The sequence below is a fragment of the Paenibacillus rubinfantis genome (genome assembly GCF_001486505.1).
GTDB lineage: Bacteria > Bacillota > Bacilli > Paenibacillales > Paenibacillaceae > Fontibacillus > Fontibacillus rubinfantis.
Genome location: NZ_LN909062.1, coordinates 95,242 through 111,369 on the forward strand (window position 1 = coordinate 95,242; position 16,128 = coordinate 111,369).

At 58.7% G+C, this 16,128-nt stretch carries 19 protein-coding genes; 1 reads left to right on the plus strand and 18 read right to left on the minus strand.

The window, feature by feature from the left end:
• Positions 1 to 114: 114 nt before the first annotated feature.
• The 14 genes from BN3277_RS03800 to BN3277_RS03865 all read right to left on the minus strand — a co-directional run bounded on the left by BN3277_RS03800 (position 115) and on the right by BN3277_RS03865 (position 12,088).
• On the minus strand, positions 115 to 825 hold the full coding sequence (locus tag BN3277_RS03800) for a glycosyltransferase (RefSeq protein ID WP_059040971.1): 711 nt from the start codon (positions 823 to 825) through the stop codon (positions 115 to 117).
• Complete coding sequence (locus BN3277_RS03805; RefSeq protein ID WP_059040972.1) at positions 822 to 1,754, minus strand: NAD-dependent epimerase/dehydratase family protein; 933 nt, start codon at positions 1,752 to 1,754, stop codon at positions 822 to 824. Before BN3277_RS03805 ends, BN3277_RS03800 begins: the two co-directional genes overlap by 4 nt.
• Positions 1,747 to 2,577: an SDR family oxidoreductase gene (locus BN3277_RS03810; protein WP_059040973.1), complete on the minus strand. Its 831-nt coding sequence runs from the start codon at positions 2,575 to 2,577 to the stop codon at positions 1,747 to 1,749. The genes BN3277_RS03805 and BN3277_RS03810 overlap by 8 nt, the downstream gene beginning before the upstream one ends.
• A complete protein-coding gene (locus tag BN3277_RS03815; protein WP_059040974.1) occupies positions 2,574 to 3,560 on the minus strand; it encodes a polysaccharide biosynthesis protein in 987 nt (328 codons plus the stop codon). The genes BN3277_RS03810 and BN3277_RS03815 overlap by 4 nt, the downstream gene beginning before the upstream one ends.
• Entirely contained in the window at positions 3,553 to 4,644 is a 1,092-nt protein-coding gene (gene wecB, locus BN3277_RS03820; RefSeq protein WP_059040975.1) for a non-hydrolyzing UDP-N-acetylglucosamine 2-epimerase, read from the minus strand. The genes BN3277_RS03815 and wecB overlap by 8 nt, the downstream gene beginning before the upstream one ends.
• A 4-nt stretch (positions 4,645 to 4,648) precedes the next feature.
• Positions 4,649 to 6,148 (minus strand): glycosyltransferase family 4 protein, encoded by a 1,500-nt coding sequence (locus BN3277_RS03825; RefSeq protein WP_232436319.1) that lies wholly within the window; start codon positions 6,146 to 6,148, stop codon positions 4,649 to 4,651.
• A gap of 25 nt (positions 6,149 to 6,173) precedes the next feature.
• On the minus strand, positions 6,174 to 7,298 hold the full coding sequence (locus BN3277_RS03830; protein WP_059040977.1) for a CgeB family protein: 1,125 nt from the start codon (positions 7,296 to 7,298) through the stop codon (positions 6,174 to 6,176).
• Between the two features lie 34 nt (positions 7,299 to 7,332).
• Complete coding sequence (locus tag BN3277_RS03835) at positions 7,333 to 8,418, minus strand: CgeB family protein (RefSeq protein WP_059040978.1); 1,086 nt, start codon at positions 8,416 to 8,418, stop codon at positions 7,333 to 7,335.
• Between the two features lie 176 nt (positions 8,419 to 8,594).
• Positions 8,595 to 8,978 carry a FliH/SctL family protein gene (locus BN3277_RS25275; RefSeq protein WP_059040979.1) on the minus strand — a complete coding sequence of 128 codons (384 nt, stop codon included), beginning with the start codon at positions 8,976 to 8,978 and terminating at the stop codon, positions 8,595 to 8,597.
• Entirely contained in the window at positions 8,978 to 9,286 is a 309-nt protein-coding gene (locus BN3277_RS03845) for a hypothetical protein (protein WP_059040980.1), read from the minus strand. Before BN3277_RS03845 ends, BN3277_RS25275 begins: the two co-directional genes overlap by 1 nt.
• Positions 9,283 to 9,642: an alpha-helical endospore appendage domain-containing protein gene (locus BN3277_RS03850; protein ID WP_059040981.1), complete on the minus strand. Its 360-nt coding sequence runs from the start codon at positions 9,640 to 9,642 to the stop codon at positions 9,283 to 9,285. Before BN3277_RS03850 ends, BN3277_RS03845 begins: the two co-directional genes overlap by 4 nt.
• Before the next feature lie 25 nt (positions 9,643 to 9,667).
• Positions 9,668 to 9,955: a protein kinase family protein gene (locus tag BN3277_RS03855; protein WP_082691300.1), complete on the minus strand. Its 288-nt coding sequence runs from the start codon at positions 9,953 to 9,955 to the stop codon at positions 9,668 to 9,670.
• Between the two features lie 131 nt (positions 9,956 to 10,086).
• Positions 10,087 to 11,415, minus strand: coding sequence for a glycosyltransferase family 2 protein (locus BN3277_RS03860; protein ID WP_059040982.1), 1,329 nt, complete (start codon positions 11,413 to 11,415; stop codon positions 10,087 to 10,089).
• Positions 11,399 to 12,088 carry a GT-D fold domain-containing protein gene (locus BN3277_RS03865; RefSeq protein WP_232436330.1) on the minus strand — a complete coding sequence of 230 codons (690 nt, stop codon included), beginning with the start codon at positions 12,086 to 12,088 and terminating at the stop codon, positions 11,399 to 11,401. Before BN3277_RS03865 ends, BN3277_RS03860 begins: the two co-directional genes overlap by 17 nt.
• Between BN3277_RS03865 and BN3277_RS25925 the strand changes: the two genes are divergently transcribed.
• The gene (locus BN3277_RS25925) at positions 11,999 to 12,205 is read left to right on the plus strand and encodes a hypothetical protein (RefSeq protein WP_232436334.1); all 207 of its coding nucleotides are present in this window, start codon (positions 11,999 to 12,001) and stop codon (positions 12,203 to 12,205) included. The genes BN3277_RS03865 and BN3277_RS25925 overlap by 90 nt on opposite strands.
• Positions 12,206 to 12,481: 276 nt before the next feature.
• On the opposite strand, the gene BN3277_RS03870 is transcribed toward BN3277_RS25925, so the two are convergent.
• Genes BN3277_RS03870 through BN3277_RS03885 form a run of 4 tightly spaced genes read right to left on the minus strand, consistent with a single transcriptional unit; the run spans position 12,482 to position 15,972 of the window.
• Positions 12,482 to 13,213, minus strand: coding sequence for a sugar phosphate nucleotidyltransferase (locus BN3277_RS03870; RefSeq protein ID WP_059040984.1), 732 nt, complete (start codon positions 13,211 to 13,213; stop codon positions 12,482 to 12,484).
• A 38-nt stretch (positions 13,214 to 13,251) separates the two neighbouring features.
• Positions 13,252 to 13,998: a glycosyltransferase family 2 protein gene (locus BN3277_RS03875; protein ID WP_059040985.1), complete on the minus strand. Its 747-nt coding sequence runs from the start codon at positions 13,996 to 13,998 to the stop codon at positions 13,252 to 13,254.
• A complete protein-coding gene (locus BN3277_RS03880) occupies positions 13,995 to 15,128 on the minus strand; it encodes a glycosyltransferase family 2 protein (RefSeq protein WP_232436320.1) in 1,134 nt (377 codons plus the stop codon). Before BN3277_RS03880 ends, BN3277_RS03875 begins: the two co-directional genes overlap by 4 nt.
• Before the next feature lie 10 nt (positions 15,129 to 15,138).
• Complete coding sequence (locus tag BN3277_RS03885) at positions 15,139 to 15,972, minus strand: glycosyltransferase family 2 protein (RefSeq protein ID WP_082691301.1); 834 nt, start codon at positions 15,970 to 15,972, stop codon at positions 15,139 to 15,141.
• Positions 15,973 to 16,128 lie beyond the last annotated feature (156 nt).

Here is a 16,128-nt window from a genome sequence, read left to right on the forward strand (position 1 = left end):
ACCACCTTCTTGTAATCTAGTACAGGTTATGATCAGAGAACGATTTTGGTATAGACAACTTGATCAAGATACCCGCTTATTTTGTCTTCTCCCGGCAAAGTCGCCGGCTGCGTTTTAGGAAGTAGCAATGAGATGCGTCAGGGCGTCCCGGTAACGGTTTTGGAGAAAACCAATCTCCGCCGAAATCGCCGCCTGATGGCGCAGCGTCCCCATCCCCGAATGACGCCGGTAGGATAGAAGCGGCACATTTAAATAAGGAAAAGGAGCGCGAGACAACATGACCCGATGCCACAAATCGTAGTCGTGGGTGTACGGCAAGGCTTCATCAAACACGCCAACGCGTTCGATCAAACTGCGTCTCATCATGACGGTACAACCATTTATCGGATTGCCGCTGTATAACGTGTTCGCCAGTTCGCGCATCCCCAGAGGCTGCATGCCGGCATTGTATTGAGTGATCCGGCCGTATTCATCGATATAATGGAAGTTGGTATGGGAAATCTCCGCACCTAACTCGCGCATAAAATTCAATTGAATGGCGATTTTCTCCGGTGCAAACAGATCGTCCGAGCTCAGCCAAGCGATATACTCTCCGGAGGCGTGACGGATTCCGTGGTTAAGGGCGGAGGCCGTTCCCCCGTTGGCCTTGCCCAGATAATAAATATGACCGCGGTAAGGCGCGAGCCGCTCGGCATGAGCGGTCGAACCGTCATCGACAACGATGATCTCCGTATGCGGATACGTTTGATTCAGCGCGCTTTGCACCGCCTGTTCGATATACGGGCAGTTGTAAAACGGAATGATGATACTGACGCGTGGATTCATGACGATGCGGCCCCCTCCTTGCGAAAATAGTCCAGTACATCCTGTAGCGTTTGTTCCCAGGCCATGCCGGCCTGCCAACCCATCGACCAGAGCGCTTGGGGAAGGGGGGGATCGGTTTGAGGGAGCACTTCGGCTCCAGACGAAGCGCCGATTTGGATGTTCAAATCCTTAGTCGCCGTCAGGTGGGAGAAATCTCGAACCAGTTCAGCCAAGCTCCGCTCCTGCCCCGAGCAAACCGGATACACCTCCCCCACTTCCCCTTGGCGCAGCAGCATTTCATAGGCGTCGACCGCGTCACGCACGTCGAGGAAATCGCGCCGGGCATCCGCGGAGGATAACCGAAAGGGGGAAGGGGACTCCCCTCGCTCCAAGCGGACGATATGCCGGGCGAGCAGGGAGCAAATCCCTGTAGACGGACCTGATCCGACCAGGTTGCCCGGTTCGGCAATCATGACGCCGAGGTCAAACAATTTCCCCCAAGACAAGGCGGCGGCCTCTTGCAGCGATTTGCTTAATCCGTAAGGATGAGTGGGGAGAAGCGGCCTCTTCAGCCCGAATTTGAGCCGCGAGCCTGCAACGAGGATACGGGTATCCCGCAGACCGCAGCGTTGCAGAGCATCCAGCAAGTACAGGGTCGTCATGACGTTGCTTTCGATATAAAGAAGCGGATTCGACCACGAATCCGGCACCGAGTTTTTGCCGCCTAAGTGCAGCACGAACTGCGGCCGGATTCGGTCGATCAGCCGCCGAATCCCTGCTTGATCGGTCAAATCGCAGAAGACGTATTCTCCCCCTTCGATGGCGGGCAGTCCGGCCTTGCTTCGGACTAAGGCAAACACCTTGTAGCCCCTGGCAGCAAATCGCCGGCTGGCGTGGCGGCCGGTAAAACCACCGGCCCCCGTGATCAGGACCGCCGCCCCATCAGCCATACCGTCTCATCCATTCCGCCATTTCCTCCAGCATTTGCCGGAAAGGGGGAAGGGGAACCGCCGCTTCCGGGCGGGTGCTCACCAGCGTCCGGTCGAGCTCCGGACCGTCGTCCGGTTCGATCTCCACGTCGGTTTTCCCCCAGATTTCTTGAAACATCTGCAGCATTTCGTATTTACTGACGACTTCCGGATGAGCCAGATGAATCAAGCCGGACACCGGGCGATCCAGCAGCAGCTCGATGGTTTTGGCGAGCTGCACCGTCGTTACGCCATTCCATGGGACCCGCCGATAGCCGGATACCTTACCTTTTTGGCTCATAAACCACTGAAACAACCCGATGCCCTGTTGGCGGATTTCCGGTCCGATAATCGAGGTGCGGATCGTCAGATGCCCTTCGTCATGCACCTCTCCAAGCGCCTTGGTTAAGGCGTAAGTGGAGACCCCATCGGGCTGATCATCCTCCCGGTAACCGCCGCGGTCGCCGCGAAAGACGCAATCCGTACTGATGTGAATCAATCGCGCGTTCACTTTATCCGCTAAATGCCGCAGCCGGTGAGGCAGAAATCCATTGATATGGTAGGCCATGATTTTATCGCGGTCGGCGAACTGGTTCAGCACCCCCACCGCGTTAATCACCACATCCGGACGAACCAGCTGCACCGCCTGATCAACGGCGACGATATCGCCGGCATCCAAAATCAGCGAGCCCGGATCTTTGAGATCGCGCGAGGTATAAAACACCTGGTGTTCTCCCCGTTCGCGAAAATGCCGCACCAGCACATGACCGGCCATGCCGTGCCCGCCGAGGATCAGTATTTTCATGAAAGAAATCCTCCTTTAGTCAACATGCTGCGGATGTCTTCCTTATTCATCAGCTCCTGCTCCGAGCTCAGTTCGCCGAAGGTGACAAGCGGCAGATGACCGTACCGATCCTGCAACCCTGCGATTTCCAGCGCGGGCATAATCACCAGATACTCCTTGTCATACACCACGGTCGTCCGGCTTTCGTATTCGCTGAGCAGTAGCTCATGAATCCGTTCCCCGGGCCGAATCCCCGATTCTACGATCGTGACATCCGATACTCCCGAATCCTCGATCAGCACCTCCGCCAGATCCACGATCCGGCAGGTCGGCATCAGCATCACAAAGATTTCGCCGCCCACGCTTTCCCGGGATGCCTTAAACAGAAGCTGAATTGCTTCCGGCATCGTCAGGAAGAACCGGGTCATTTCCAAATCGGTGATTCGGACCTCCCTTTTCTCGCGGATTTGCTGTTTGAATAAATGGATGACGCTGCCGTTGGTGCCTAGCACGTTCCCGCCCCGGATGCACACAAACCGGGTTTCCTCCTGGAGCAGGTTGGCATAGACAACCAGTTTCTCACCGATCGCTTTGGTCATGCCATAGAAATTGGACGGGTTGGAGGCTTTATCGGTCGAGATATAGAGGACTTTCTTGACTTTGTTTTCGATGGCGGCTTCGATGACGTTTTGCGTACCCACCACATTTGTTTTCAGCGCTTCGCTGGGCTGCTCCTCGCAAATTGGCACATGCTTCAGGGCGGCGAGGTGATAGACGATATCCACATTCCGGCAGGCTGCCGTCAGCGCCTCCTTATCGCGGATATCCCCGATACGGAACGTCAGGCGCTTGTCGTCGAAGGCGCGGCTCATCGCAACCTGGGCCGCCTCTCCCCGGGAGTAGATAATGATCTCCTTCGGCTCCTGCGGGAGGAGCTGGCGGATGAGCTCATATCCCCAGGAACCCGTCCCCCCGGTGACGAGAATGACTTGATCTTTAAACATTCAACTTCCCTCCAAGCACGAATTTGACCACCTTTTGCGAAACCTTCTCCTCCAGATACCCCTCGGGACAAGGCCACGAACGCTCCATCCCCGCCATCATCTCCGCCGCTTCGGCGATTCTGCGGGCATCCACCCCGGAGACGACATTGCTGCCGCAATCGACGGTCTCCGGCCGTTCCGTTGTTCGGCGAATCGTGACCGTCGGCACCTGCATGATGCAGCATTCCTCTTGGACCGTGCCGCTGTCCGTTAATGCGCATAACGCATGCTTCTCCAGCTTCACGAAATCGAAGAATCCAAACGGCTCGTGAAATTCAACCAAAGGGTGCATTTCGAGCTTCAAATCCCGTTCGATCCGCGATTTTGTACGGGGGTGGATGCTGCAAATCAACCGTTTGGACGAGGCTTCCGCTACCCGGTTCAGCCCCTCCATAATGGCGTGCAGGGAAGCCGGCCGGTCGACGTTCTCGGCACGATGGGCCGTCACGAGATAATACTCTCCTTCTTTCAATCCCAGCCGCTGCAGGATGTCGCTCGCTTCGATCTGCGGCTCGTAGTGCTTCATCACTTCATAAATCGGATTGCCGGTCAGCACGATGCGTTTGCTTGGAACGCCCTCTGCGAGCAAATGGGCTTTGCTCTGAGGGGTATAGGGCATATTGATGGTCGATACCGCATCGATGACCTTCCGGTTCTTCTCTTCGGGAACCTCCAGGTCAAAGCAGCGGTTGCCCGCTTCCATGTGTATCGCCGGGTAACCCAGCCGCTCGGCCAATAGGGCACAAAGGGCGCTGTTCGTATCTCCCAGCAGCAGCACGCGATCGGGCCGCTCCGCATCGAGGATCCGCTCCATCTGGCCGAACATTGCCGACAGCTGGCTGCCCAGCGTCGTTTGCTGATCTTGAAAGATATAATCCGGTTGTCTCAACCCCAGCTCCTGAAAAAAGACATCACTGAGACTAGCCGTAAAATTCTGTCCCGTATGCACCAGCACATGCTTGTCGGCCCACCGGTCCAACAGCGGGATGATCCGGCTAAGCCGGATGATCTCCGGCCGAGTCCCCAATATGGTCATGATCTTCACGGTCTCATCTCCTTGCAGACTTATGGCGTTTACGTATCCGTTTCGTACGGGCTCTTGCCGCTCCTCGGCCGGATTTGCGCCGGCGTCGGACCGGCTTGCGGACGCGCCCCTTCCCGCCGCGCCGAGCAGACAAGCTTCTTCCGGCACCGGCTCTTCTCCTGCGCAGTCGCTTGGCGCGCTTCAGCTTCACCCTTCTGCGGCGAACGGCGGGTTTGGTGCGCCCCTTAGCCGCCGGTTCCCCGACAGCCTCTGAGCCGGAGCGAAAATCCCCGGCGGCCGGGGGATTCACCGGTGCCGGTTCGGGCAGAGGCACCACCACACCCGATAGCTCCTGCATGCGCTGAACCAGCCCTTGAAGCCGTAAGGCAAAGGCTGCCGGACCAAACACCGCCTCCGCTTGAGCCCGGTTTCTCTCTCCGACACTGCGGGCCAGTTCCATGGAGGACAGCAGCTCTGCGCATTTGTCCGCAAGTCCGCCAATCTCCCGCGTTGGTACCAGGTAAGCCCCGCTGCCGGCCGCCTCCAAAATTTCGCGCAGCCCACCCGAGGCATAGGCTACCACCGGTTTGCCGAAGACCATGGCTTCCAGCGCGGTTAACCCAAACCCTTCAGGCAGAATCCCCGGAACAACCACGATATCCATCGCGCTAAAAGCGGATTCCACATGATCCTCAAAGTTAATGAACACAAAGCGGTTCGCATGCGGCGAACCCTGAACCGCCCGTTTTAAATTCCGGAAATACTCTTGATGGATCTCCGCGCCAACCACCACGAACTTCGCCTCGGCGAATCGTTCGGCCAGAATCAGCGCCGCCGCGATAAAATGATCGGCCCCTTTCTCCGGGATCAGGTAGGACGAAATATAACCCACCAGCACCTCCGACGGTTTGACCTTCCACATCGCTCTTTTGTGCCAGCGCTGCGCTGGCCAGAGGTCGGAGTGAATATCCTCGGCATTCCAGGAGGGATACAGCAGCGCGGTTTTGTCCGCCGCCAGGGTTCCCTGGAAGGGAGCCAGCACGGAGTCGGATATCCCGATGATCAGGTCGCTGTAACGGTCGATCAGATGGACTGCCTCCGCGGTGAACTCATTGGGCGCAATCACCTCCGTGATCTGCCAAATGACGGGAATCCCCAGCTGTTTGGCGGCGATGGCCGGCGTCACGTTGACGCTGGTATTCACAAGCACGGCATCCGGACGCTCTTCCTCCAGCAGCTCTATCGTGCGCCGCACGGGTTCGCTCCAGGCGATCGCATGAAACTCGCCGCTTAGGCTGGCATGCGGAGAACACATCCCGTAAAGCAGTCCGTTTTCGCACAGCAGGGTCCGGATCCCGTAACGATTGGCCAATACCGACAAGCTGCCCTGCCGGGGAACCACAATCGTACAGTCGTAGGAAGCCGATAGCTGCCTCGCATTAAACAACAACAGCTTCTCGGCACCGGTTACGTTTCTTGAATTGCACACATGCGAAAACAGCAGCAGCTTCTTCTTTTCCGGCACGATTGCCCCTCCTTATGCGTAGATATCACCCGAAAATCACAGACAGCAGCTGATCTAACCGATTGGCATACGTATGATCCCGCAGGGTCCGATCCAGTGCGCGCAGCGCGATTTCCCGTCTTTCTTCCTCATGAGTCAGGTAAAAACGCACTTTATCAACCAATTCCTCCGGCGTGGAAAAGGTTTCGATCTCCACGCCGGGAGTGTAAAACGAAGCTAAATCATCGCGTGCATCCACCAATTGAAGCGTAGCGCAGGCCGAGATTTCGAAGGTCCGCGGATTGGGCGAGGCGGCCGGAATCCCGGCTTTGTTGTTGTTGACGTCCTCCTCAAATGGGGAACGGTGCAGATTTAAGACGATTTTTGATCCGCTGTAGACCTCGGAGGTCTCCACCGGCCCCATCCATTTCCCTAGCTCGATACGGTCTGCATAGGCCGGAAACTCAGGCAGGCGGTCCCACCAGATGCCGTTGATCAATAAGCCTTGCTCCATCAGAGCAGGAAGGACCGGTTGCAGATAGATCACCCGGTTCCAGTACGCCGAGCCGATAAAGCTGAGATTGCGGCGGTGCGGGGAGGGGATCAGCGTCGGCCGATAGTGCTCGGGATACGCGGCGAACGGAAGATAGTGGACCTGGCTGCAACCGGCCGCCCGATAGGAGTCGACACAGTTCCGCTCCAGGGTAAAAACATAGTCGTAGTGAGCGCTCAACGGGATCGTCAAGTCGGTATAATAAGGATCATCCGTAAACCAAACCGCCGTCGGAACGCCCATCGCCCGTACGGCGCTCACATGCTCCACGGGAAGCTCCAGCCCGTCGAGCGCGAGCAGCAGGTCGGGCTTATGCTGCGCAACCAAATCCGGAATCGGGTCCCCTGGTACGGCGGCGATCATCTCGGTGGTTAAGGTGCGCAGCGTTGAAGTTACGGCCTCGTCGAGCGGAGAATACGGGAACCCTTTTCCCGAACTGACATATAGGACTTTTAATTTACGGACCGGAAAAACCGGCCGTGGCTGACTCATGATATAGCTGGCTCTCCCTCTCAAATACCCCTCAGCATAGCCGTCGCGAAGCCCATTGGTTCTTCCGCTCTCGGCCGGGCTCAGCACGGGCTGAATCATAGGACCAGCCGCTTCCTCTGTGAACATAATGTCACTCCTTTTTGGATGGGTTCTTTCAAAGTTAGCTCTCAGCGACTGCGGCTAACAGACGACTAATTCGGTCCGAATACGTATGGACCGCCGTTGTCGTCCACAGCGAGCGCCAAGCGATCTGGCGTCGTTCCTCCTCATGCTCGAGGTAGTAACGGATTTTCGCCTCCAGCTCCACCTCATCTCGGAACGTCTCGATGTCGTAGCCGGGTTGGTAGTAGGAGGCCAGATCACTGCGGATGTCCGTGATTTGAAAAGCGCCGCAGCCGGCGATTTCATAGGTTCGCGGGTTGATCGATCCCCCCGGGGTGTCTCGACCGTTTCGGTTATCCTGGCCCGCTTGCGTTGGGCGGTGGATGTTCAGCACGATTTTGGAGGCGTTGTAATAACGAACCGTCTCCTCGACAGGAACCCAACCGGGACGGATAAACCGTGACAACAGTTCGTAACGGGGCAGACGATCCCAATGAAATCCGGCGATCAGCACCCGTTTGTCCTGCAGGAACGAACTTAGACGGTCGAACAAAGCGACTCGGTTCCAAAAAGCATTGCCGATGAAACAGATGTCGTAGCGGTATTCCGGGCGAGCCGGAACCGGCCGGAATTGGTGCGGATTGGCGGCCAGCGGAAGATGGTGAACGCTTCGAACCCCCAGCGAACGATAGAGCGGCACGCATTCGACCTCGTGTGTAAACACCAAGTCGTAGCTTAAAGCCAACGCGATCGTATCATCGGTAAAATAGGGGTCGTCGACGAACCAGACGGCGGTTCGAATCCCCATCTCCCGAATTCGTTCCATTTGCGCGGCGTGGTCGGGAGGAAACACATGCAGCGAATTCATCACCAGCACCAGATCGGGACGAAGGCGCTCCGTCTCCTGCAGCATCATTTCCGCAGAGGCCACGACACACTCCCGCGTCAGCTCTCTGAGTGCGGCTTCCACCCCTTCGTCGATCGCATCGAACCCCTGAGGCACGTACAGCACCCGCAGGTCCACTTTGGGCCGGATGACCGGCGGAATTCGTTCGAGCACGGCCTGGCATCCGCCATACCGGATCCCTTCCTGGTAACCGGCTTGACGAGCTTCGCCGTACCGGTTTTCCTTGACGTTTTCCAAGGTTCTTCATCCTATCTTCGTGGAATTCATTCTTGCGTTTCCTGGGTCTTAATAAATATATGCTGAGGGGACACGTGCATCATGGACGACTACCCGCCTGCCTGATAAATTGGCGAATGCCGCCTCTCGAGGCGTAAACACAAAAAAACCGCTGCCGGCACCGGCAGCGGTTTTTGCTAGATTTGATTTTTGTAAGCCATCTTGTGCCCATCCTCATATCCCTGGGCGAACCCGCTGTTGAATCCTTCTTGATAGGCCTCGTTATAGGCCTGGTCGTACACCGCGGCATCCTCCGGCGTACCCGGTGCAACGGCTACGGGTTCCGGCTCGGCGACCGGAAGTACAGCTGCCGGTACCGGCAATGCGGCACGCCGCCGGCGTCTTAATCTTCTTCTGCCGCGGCGTGAACGCAGTTTAGGCACCAGCTTGCGCCGCTTGCGGCGGGCATGGGTCAGCTTGCTCCCCCGGCGCAGGGATAGCTTCCGTTTTTTACGGGGCCGAGCTTTTCTCAGCGCGCGCGGTTTCACACGGCGGGTGCGCCGGAGTTTGGTTTTTGCCATCATTCTTCCTCCTGTTCTCCTCGGGTAACGTCGTATGCGGCATAACAAGCTTCGATCATCCATGGCGACGAAGGAGTTCCGTATTTGACGCGATGAAAAGTTAACCCGCAGACCGTGCGGGCCATCGCTTCCTGATATTTCGTCAATCTATCGATATTTCCGGCGATATGCCTGGCGGCATCCGGGGATAATTCGGTCACATCGGCGAGGCTGCCGAGAATCCGCGCCATCGCCAGCTGGCTCTGGCTGATCGCATCGATCAACCGGAGTTTGGCCTCCTCCCCGGCTTGAAGGGGGGGCATCGTCATTTGCTGGAATCCTCCAGATCAAAGTCACCGCCGAACATCCCGCTAAAGCTGCCGTCTAGGCCGCCGTCACCGCCGCCATCCTCATCCTCAGGCGGCAATACCGTCTTCAAGTTACTGCACAGCCCGTTTTGCAGCTTGGTTAAGCCCTCGATCACCTCGACGAGCTGATCGTGGACGTCCAGCGGATCGGACAGCTGCTTTTCGTGGTCCTCAAAACTGCTATCCAGCACATGATTCAAGATCCAGTTGCGTACCTTTTCGGATTCGACCGCTTTGGCTTCTAGAATCATCGCTACGTTCCACTGGATTTTCGCGGCTGCATCCAGGATGTTCAGATAGGCCTGTTCCCTGCTCATGGCATCATACCCCGCTTCTCTGACCTCACTCTTCCTCATGGCCTTTCAATTGTTTCATCACCACACCCAAATTCTCCGCCATCGCCTCCTGCAAATCGGCAATGGCATTTAAATAGGAGATCACGCTTTTGTTAATCCGGCCCGAATTCTCCAAAATGCCGGGCGCTCCTTCGAACGCCGGCTCGGCATCGGGAATCGCGTGCACAATTTGCGCCATCCGTACGGCAACCTGCCGATCGGCATCGATCACCCGCGCCATCTGCTGATGAGAGTGGGCCATGTGCAAGATGATCTCGGTTATTTTTTGCTCCACCCTGATTCCTCCTCGCCTAAGGCCGGCTGTCGCATGGGAAAGCGGACAGCGGACAGCGGCCCCTCAGGTGCCCTGCAATAACATATGCCGCTACGAATACGCGTGTTCCTGGGGAAACGGCCCGTTCCAGCCTATAAATCATCGCTGATGATTCGCGGCGGAGGCAGAATGGGGACCCCCTCGGGATAAGCGGCCAGCATTTCTTCCGATACGGCGGCCCCCAAGGGTTCAAGCCCCCAGGCGCGCAGCGTGTATTCGGAGATAATCTCCCTCCGCTGTCCGCGATCGATTTGATAGCACCGTCCACCGCTGACCACGACAACAACGCCGTCCGCCAAGCCTGCTTCAGGCGGCGGGCCGCCGGTAAGCCAAGGCAATTGCTCCGGCGAACGGACGGGCCCGGCCGGCAGCTGGAGCAGCTCCAGCACGGACAGCCGCGCCGGCTCCGGCTCGAGGGCGCCAGCCTGCGGCAAGCGATAGCGAACGCCATGCTCCAGCCAATGGACGCCCCCGTTGACGTCCCGGACCCGCACGTGGGTCGGATAGAAATCCGCCGCCCGCAGCACTCGGTCGCCGCGCCACGCCGGAAGCCGTGTATACAAGGCGTGCAGGTCCCCCCATTTTTCGTTGAAAAAATGATGATTGCGGGTATTAACTTCCTGAAAGCCTTGGGAACCCAAGCCTTTCATCGTCATGCTTCCATAATGATGAACAAAGGTGTCCCCGGCGATCACCATCCGTTTCCCCTGCAGGCGCAGACGGGCGACCCAATCGTCGTCCTCGAAGTTCCCGATCTCATACCCCTCGTCAAAATAACCGATTTGCTCCAGGGTCGTACGCGGAAATGCAACGCAAAAGCCCACCAGCCGGTCGGTCACGCGCCACTTCAAAGGATCGGGGCGGTTGTACTGGGCGGCGAAAGCCGGCATATCCGCTACATCTTCATAGGGAACGTCGATTTGCTGTTCGCCGCTGATGTAATTGGTGACAGGCCCTGCCGCGGCCGCTTCCGGAAACTGCCGCAGGCATGCCTGCAGTTGATCCAGCCAGCGCTCTGTCACCAGCACGTCGTTGTTCAGCAGCACGATGGTATTTCCCTTGGCCATCATCAGGCCGGTATTTACGGCGCGGGCGAATCCCAAATTTTGCGGATGCACCGCAAGCCGTACCTGGCCGCGCCGCCGCCGGACCGCCGCGGCCGTACCGTCGGTCGAGCCGTTATCAACAACGATCACCTCATGCGGGGAAGACGTATGTTGTTCAATATGATCCAAGCATTGCAACAGCAGGTCTACGCGATCGTAAGTCGGAATGATGATGCTCGTGATCGCCTCATTTACACCAAACGTACGGAGTCCTTCGCGGACCCCGTACGCATATCCGGCGGCGTACCCTTGCCCGTAGGTTCCCGAAGGACGCTTCGCCTGAGAATTGGTAGTTCCGTCAATTTCCGTTGGCACCGGTGTGCACCTCCCCGAGTTGCGGCCATGCCGCCTCGCCTTTTATCAGTTTGTCGGCCAGATGTCCCATATCCAGCGCCACCTTGCCGAGCTCCAAGGACAGCCATGCACAGATCATCACCGCCGCTACACCGGCCGAAACCAGAGCCAGGTCAAAGTCGGGACATTCCCGCACGCGCATGGCGACCGCCGGCGCATCGGCTACGCCCTGCACCGGAGCGAGCCAACCGACAACGTGGACGCCGCGCTGCCCAAGAAACCCAGCCAAGGCCTCCGCCTGGTTGCCGATCAACAGGACGCGCCGGCCGTACATCAGCCTCGTCAATAAACCGCTGGCATTGAGTTCGTAGTTCACGGTCGACGTGGTCATTCGCAGCGCGCGGTAATCGATCCCATAGTGGCGCAGCACGGGGAACAACAGACCTTGGTAGGACGGATGCCGGGATTCCGGCACTCCGATGATATCGGCGGCCCGTACAGCCGCCGCCAACGCCTCGCGCGCGGCCGGGTCTGGCAGTTGCACGCCCGCATAGGGCAAAAAAGCCCCCCAGCGGAGCGCTTCCTCGGTGGAGATCACCGTACCGTGCGCCAAGGTGATCAGCTCCCCGTCGCCAAGGCGGACGACGGACAGCGGTCGGCCCTCCCGCAATGCCCCGTCCGCGGCGGCAAACACGCCGGATGGGGGGAGCAGCGGATGGAGCCGGCCGGCAACGGCGGGGAATCCCGCGGCGATGACATCGTCCACCCGCAGCTCGGGCAGCAGCGTATGGCGGGGAATCAAGCGGCCTAGCTTGGCTTCCCCGCCTTCAAACAAGCCTTCGCGGTAGCCGTCCTCCCCTATTCACCTCTTGATGTGTCGAAGTGACACATGCTCTGGTTTCACGGGCGTGCCCGAACCGGCCCGACCTTGTTTGGATTCGCCGCCCGCGGTAACAGGTGGACGAGCCGACCCCCCCTCTGAATCAAGATCCGCCATCGCACCTCGCCGTTGGCGCTCGGTGCGGCCGCGGCCGGATGGATTGTCGCGTGAAGCCATCCCGTCCCTCCTTTCCGCCCCCCCAATCGCTTAGGGGAGTACGCCTTTCATATGGATGCCGGCTTCCTGCAGCGATTCCAGCGTGCCGGCGTCTCCCCACCACAGCTGGAGCACGTCGAATTCCAGCCTGCCGTCCCGCGCGTAACGGTTGTTTACGTCCGTAATCTCCAGCTCGCCGCGGGCGGACCGTTCGATGCTGCGAATGATGCCAAACACGGCGTCATCGTACATGTAAATGCCGGTGACCGAATATGTCGATTTCGGCTTTTTCGGCTTTTCCTCGATATAGGCAATATGGTCCGGGTCGTCCGGAGCAAATACCGGTACGCCGTAGCGCCGCGGATCCTCCACCGGCTTCAGCATCACCCGGGCGCAGCCCGCCGGCTGCTGTTTAAATCGCTCCACATAAGGCGTCAAATCGTCCAAGAACAAGTTGTCGCCCAGCAGAACTACGAACTTGCCGCCCGGTGGAATAAACCCTTCGGCCAGCTCCAGCGCCTCGGCGATTCCCCCGGCCGACTCCTGAACGCGATACGTGAGGTTCACCCCAAAGTTCTCCCCGCTGCCGAGGAAATCGGCATACAAGCCTGCCGATTGCTTACTGATTATGATGAGTATGTCGGTGATTCCAGCTTGACGCAGCCGTTCTATGCCGTAACAGACCATCGGATAATTCCCGACCGGAAGCAGATGCTTGTTGATCAATCGGGTCAGCGGGTATAGACGCGTGCCGCTGCCCCCCGCCAAAATCACGCCTTTCATGAACGCTCCTCCCTTGTGCCAAAGCTTTGATTTGCTCCTCAGATGAATTTCCAGGGATCCTCTCCCCACTTTTCGATAAACCGCTGGCGATTCCGCTCCAGGAGTTCGTTCCACCCCTCCGGATGCTGGGCTCGAAAGCTGGAGCTGCCTTCGTGGTACACCAGCGTATCCCCGCAAATGAGCAGACGGTAGCCCAACTGCCGCGCGCGGTAGCAGTAATCGTCATCCTCGTAATGGCCGGGCGAAAACCGCTCGTCGAACCCTCCCGCTCGCTCCAGCACTTCCCGCTTAAACAGCAGGCACATGCCAACCAGCCGCTGAACTTCCTGCCATTTCGCAGAGTCCGCATGATTATGGCGGTCCGCCGCTTGACTGAAATCCTCACCTTCGGCCCAGTCTATAACCACCTGCTGCCGTCCGCTGGCATAATTGGTCACCGGACCAACAAGCCCCACATCGGGGGCGCTGTTCAGCGCCAGCAGCAGGTTAGAAAGCCATCGCGGGGAAACCGTAACATCGTTGTTCAGGATGAGCAGTTGATCCCCCGAAGCAACGGATAACCCTCGGTTCACCGCGATCGGAAACCCCTCATTGCGCGGCAATGCCGCCAGGATCAGATGCTCCCTCAGGCAGAACGCGGCGGTATCGTCCTCAGAGCCATTATCCACCACAATGATCTCGTATGGAGTTTCCGTGTATTGGCGGATCGCCGCTACGCAAGGGGCAAGCAGGTGCAGCCCGTTATAGGTCGGAATAATGATACTCGTTACGCCGTTTCCGTTCATCGCGCATTCCTCATTTTTGCGATTTGGCTGCGCCCCAGGGTTGTGAATCGCAGCCGAACGCCCTCCGTTTTCATGACCTCACCGAGCGCTTCCAGATGATCGCCAATGATCATCTTTGCAACCGCATTACCCGCGCCGCTGTTACTGTTGCGGATGCGGTTCTTGCGAATGACATCGACGGAGATCGGGGCGCTTGCTTTCAGACCACGGGCCAAGGCGAGAGCCTGAGCCTTGGGAGGAACGATCAGTGCAGCGGTTCCCATCGTTCGCAGGGCGCGGCGGGACATAGCGTTGGGCACAGCGGTCAGCGAGTTCGCCTTCAAATCCGCACGCCCCAGCGCCAGATTAAGGAAGGCTTTGCAACGCGTCACCTCATCCTGCTGCGAAAACGGCGGGAGATACGGCGACAAATCGTTTAGCGCCAAATCCTCTCCCCGGTCCACGGCGAGAAGGAAGGCCGCTAAATCCTCCGCGGCAACACTCAAATCGCCGTCCAGGAACAACAGAATATCCCCGGTGGCCGTCGCTGCCCCAATCGCCCGGCCCACATCGTGGCCCAAGCGTTCAGGGAAGCTCAGCCGCGTGATACGCGGATCCCGATCCACCGCGGTAAAGCTGCCGTCGTTGCAGCCGTTCAGGACCACGATGATTTCCTTCAGCGGCAGCTTGCGCAGCTCCGCGATGACCGCAGGCAAGGTCTTCTCCTCATTGCTGGCCGTTACAATCGCCGAGGCGCTGCCCTTCAGCGGCAGCGGAATCCAAGTTGAGCTCAGGCCCGCGGCTTCGGCGTATCCACGGCGATAAGCCAAGGCGGCCGTGAGAATGGCCGCATATGGCATACCGTCGATGCGCTCCGCCTGCGCCCATTCCCGAAAGCACTCCTGCAGGTGAGGCGAACCCTGGCCCGCCCCTTTACTCTCCGCCGCTGCCCGGACCCCTGCAGCCAACGCCTTGGATTTCAGGCGCTGGAGCGAGCTGCTGCCGGCGGTCCCTTTTCTCCCGATGGGTCTTGCCAAACGATGCCCTTTGCGAGCCAAGCCGTTGTTCATCCGGCCGGTTCTTCCGCGCGAGCGGACCGGGGGTCTGCGGTTCCGTTTCCGCCGCGGTTTAATTGAATGCTTTGTTTCCATGATCAAAGTTTCACCTCACCTTGCCGCGCTGCCGGCCCAGATCGCTATACCCACCGCGAGGACCCTGCTGGCGGAGCAGCCAATGAATGGCCTCCAAGTGGTCCCCCGCCACCAAGGCGGTCAGCGGATCCACGCGTTTCCCCTTGTCCCGCACCCGTCCCCGGGCAGGATTCAGCTTGCCGACCGGCACGGTATGAACCGCCTGTACGTTTAGCCCAAGCAGCACCGCCCGGGCCAAAGCCAACGGCGGAACCTCCAGGGCTTCCAGTCCAACGGTCTCTGCCCCCTTCCGGCTTATCGCATGCGGGACCGCCGTCAAGGAAGCGCCCCGCAGGTCGGACCGCTGCAGCAAGCCGTTTAGGACATGTTTAGCCAAAACTACCGGATGGGCTTCCTTCCGCCCCGCCGGACCCGAGTAGCCGTTTAACGCAAGGTCTACGCCGGATAACACCGCCTCGACATAAGGACGCAGTTCCCGAGCCGGGATCACCATATCCGCGTCGACGAACAGCAGCGCTTGCCCGCGGGCCGCCTCCGCTCCAACACGTCTGCCGACATCATGCCCCAGCGGCTCCGGTGTACGGATCACGCGGGCGCCGCACGCTTCCGCCAGCTCGGCGGTCCCGTCGGTGGATCCGTTCGCGACGACGATCGTCTCGCTAAGCGGATGTACCCGGCCCGCTTCGCGTAATACACCGGCCAGCGTCGCTCTTTCATTCATCGCGGGGATGATGATGGAGACCAGGGGGTCCGGATGATTGACCAAACGCGGCAGCGTCGGCTTGCGCTGAATCGGTTTGCGGTTCAGTCGGGGGCGCGGCTTGCGTTTTTTGACCACATTCATTTCCTCCCAAAACGTGATAATACCGGAGCATATACCACAGTGTATGTCATGCGGAGGGCGTGGTAACGGCAAACGTACAGCTGTCCACACGAATGCGGCAAGGGCCCCGAAGCCCGGCCCAGTCTCGAAAAAAAGAAAAAACGCCTTTCGGCGTTT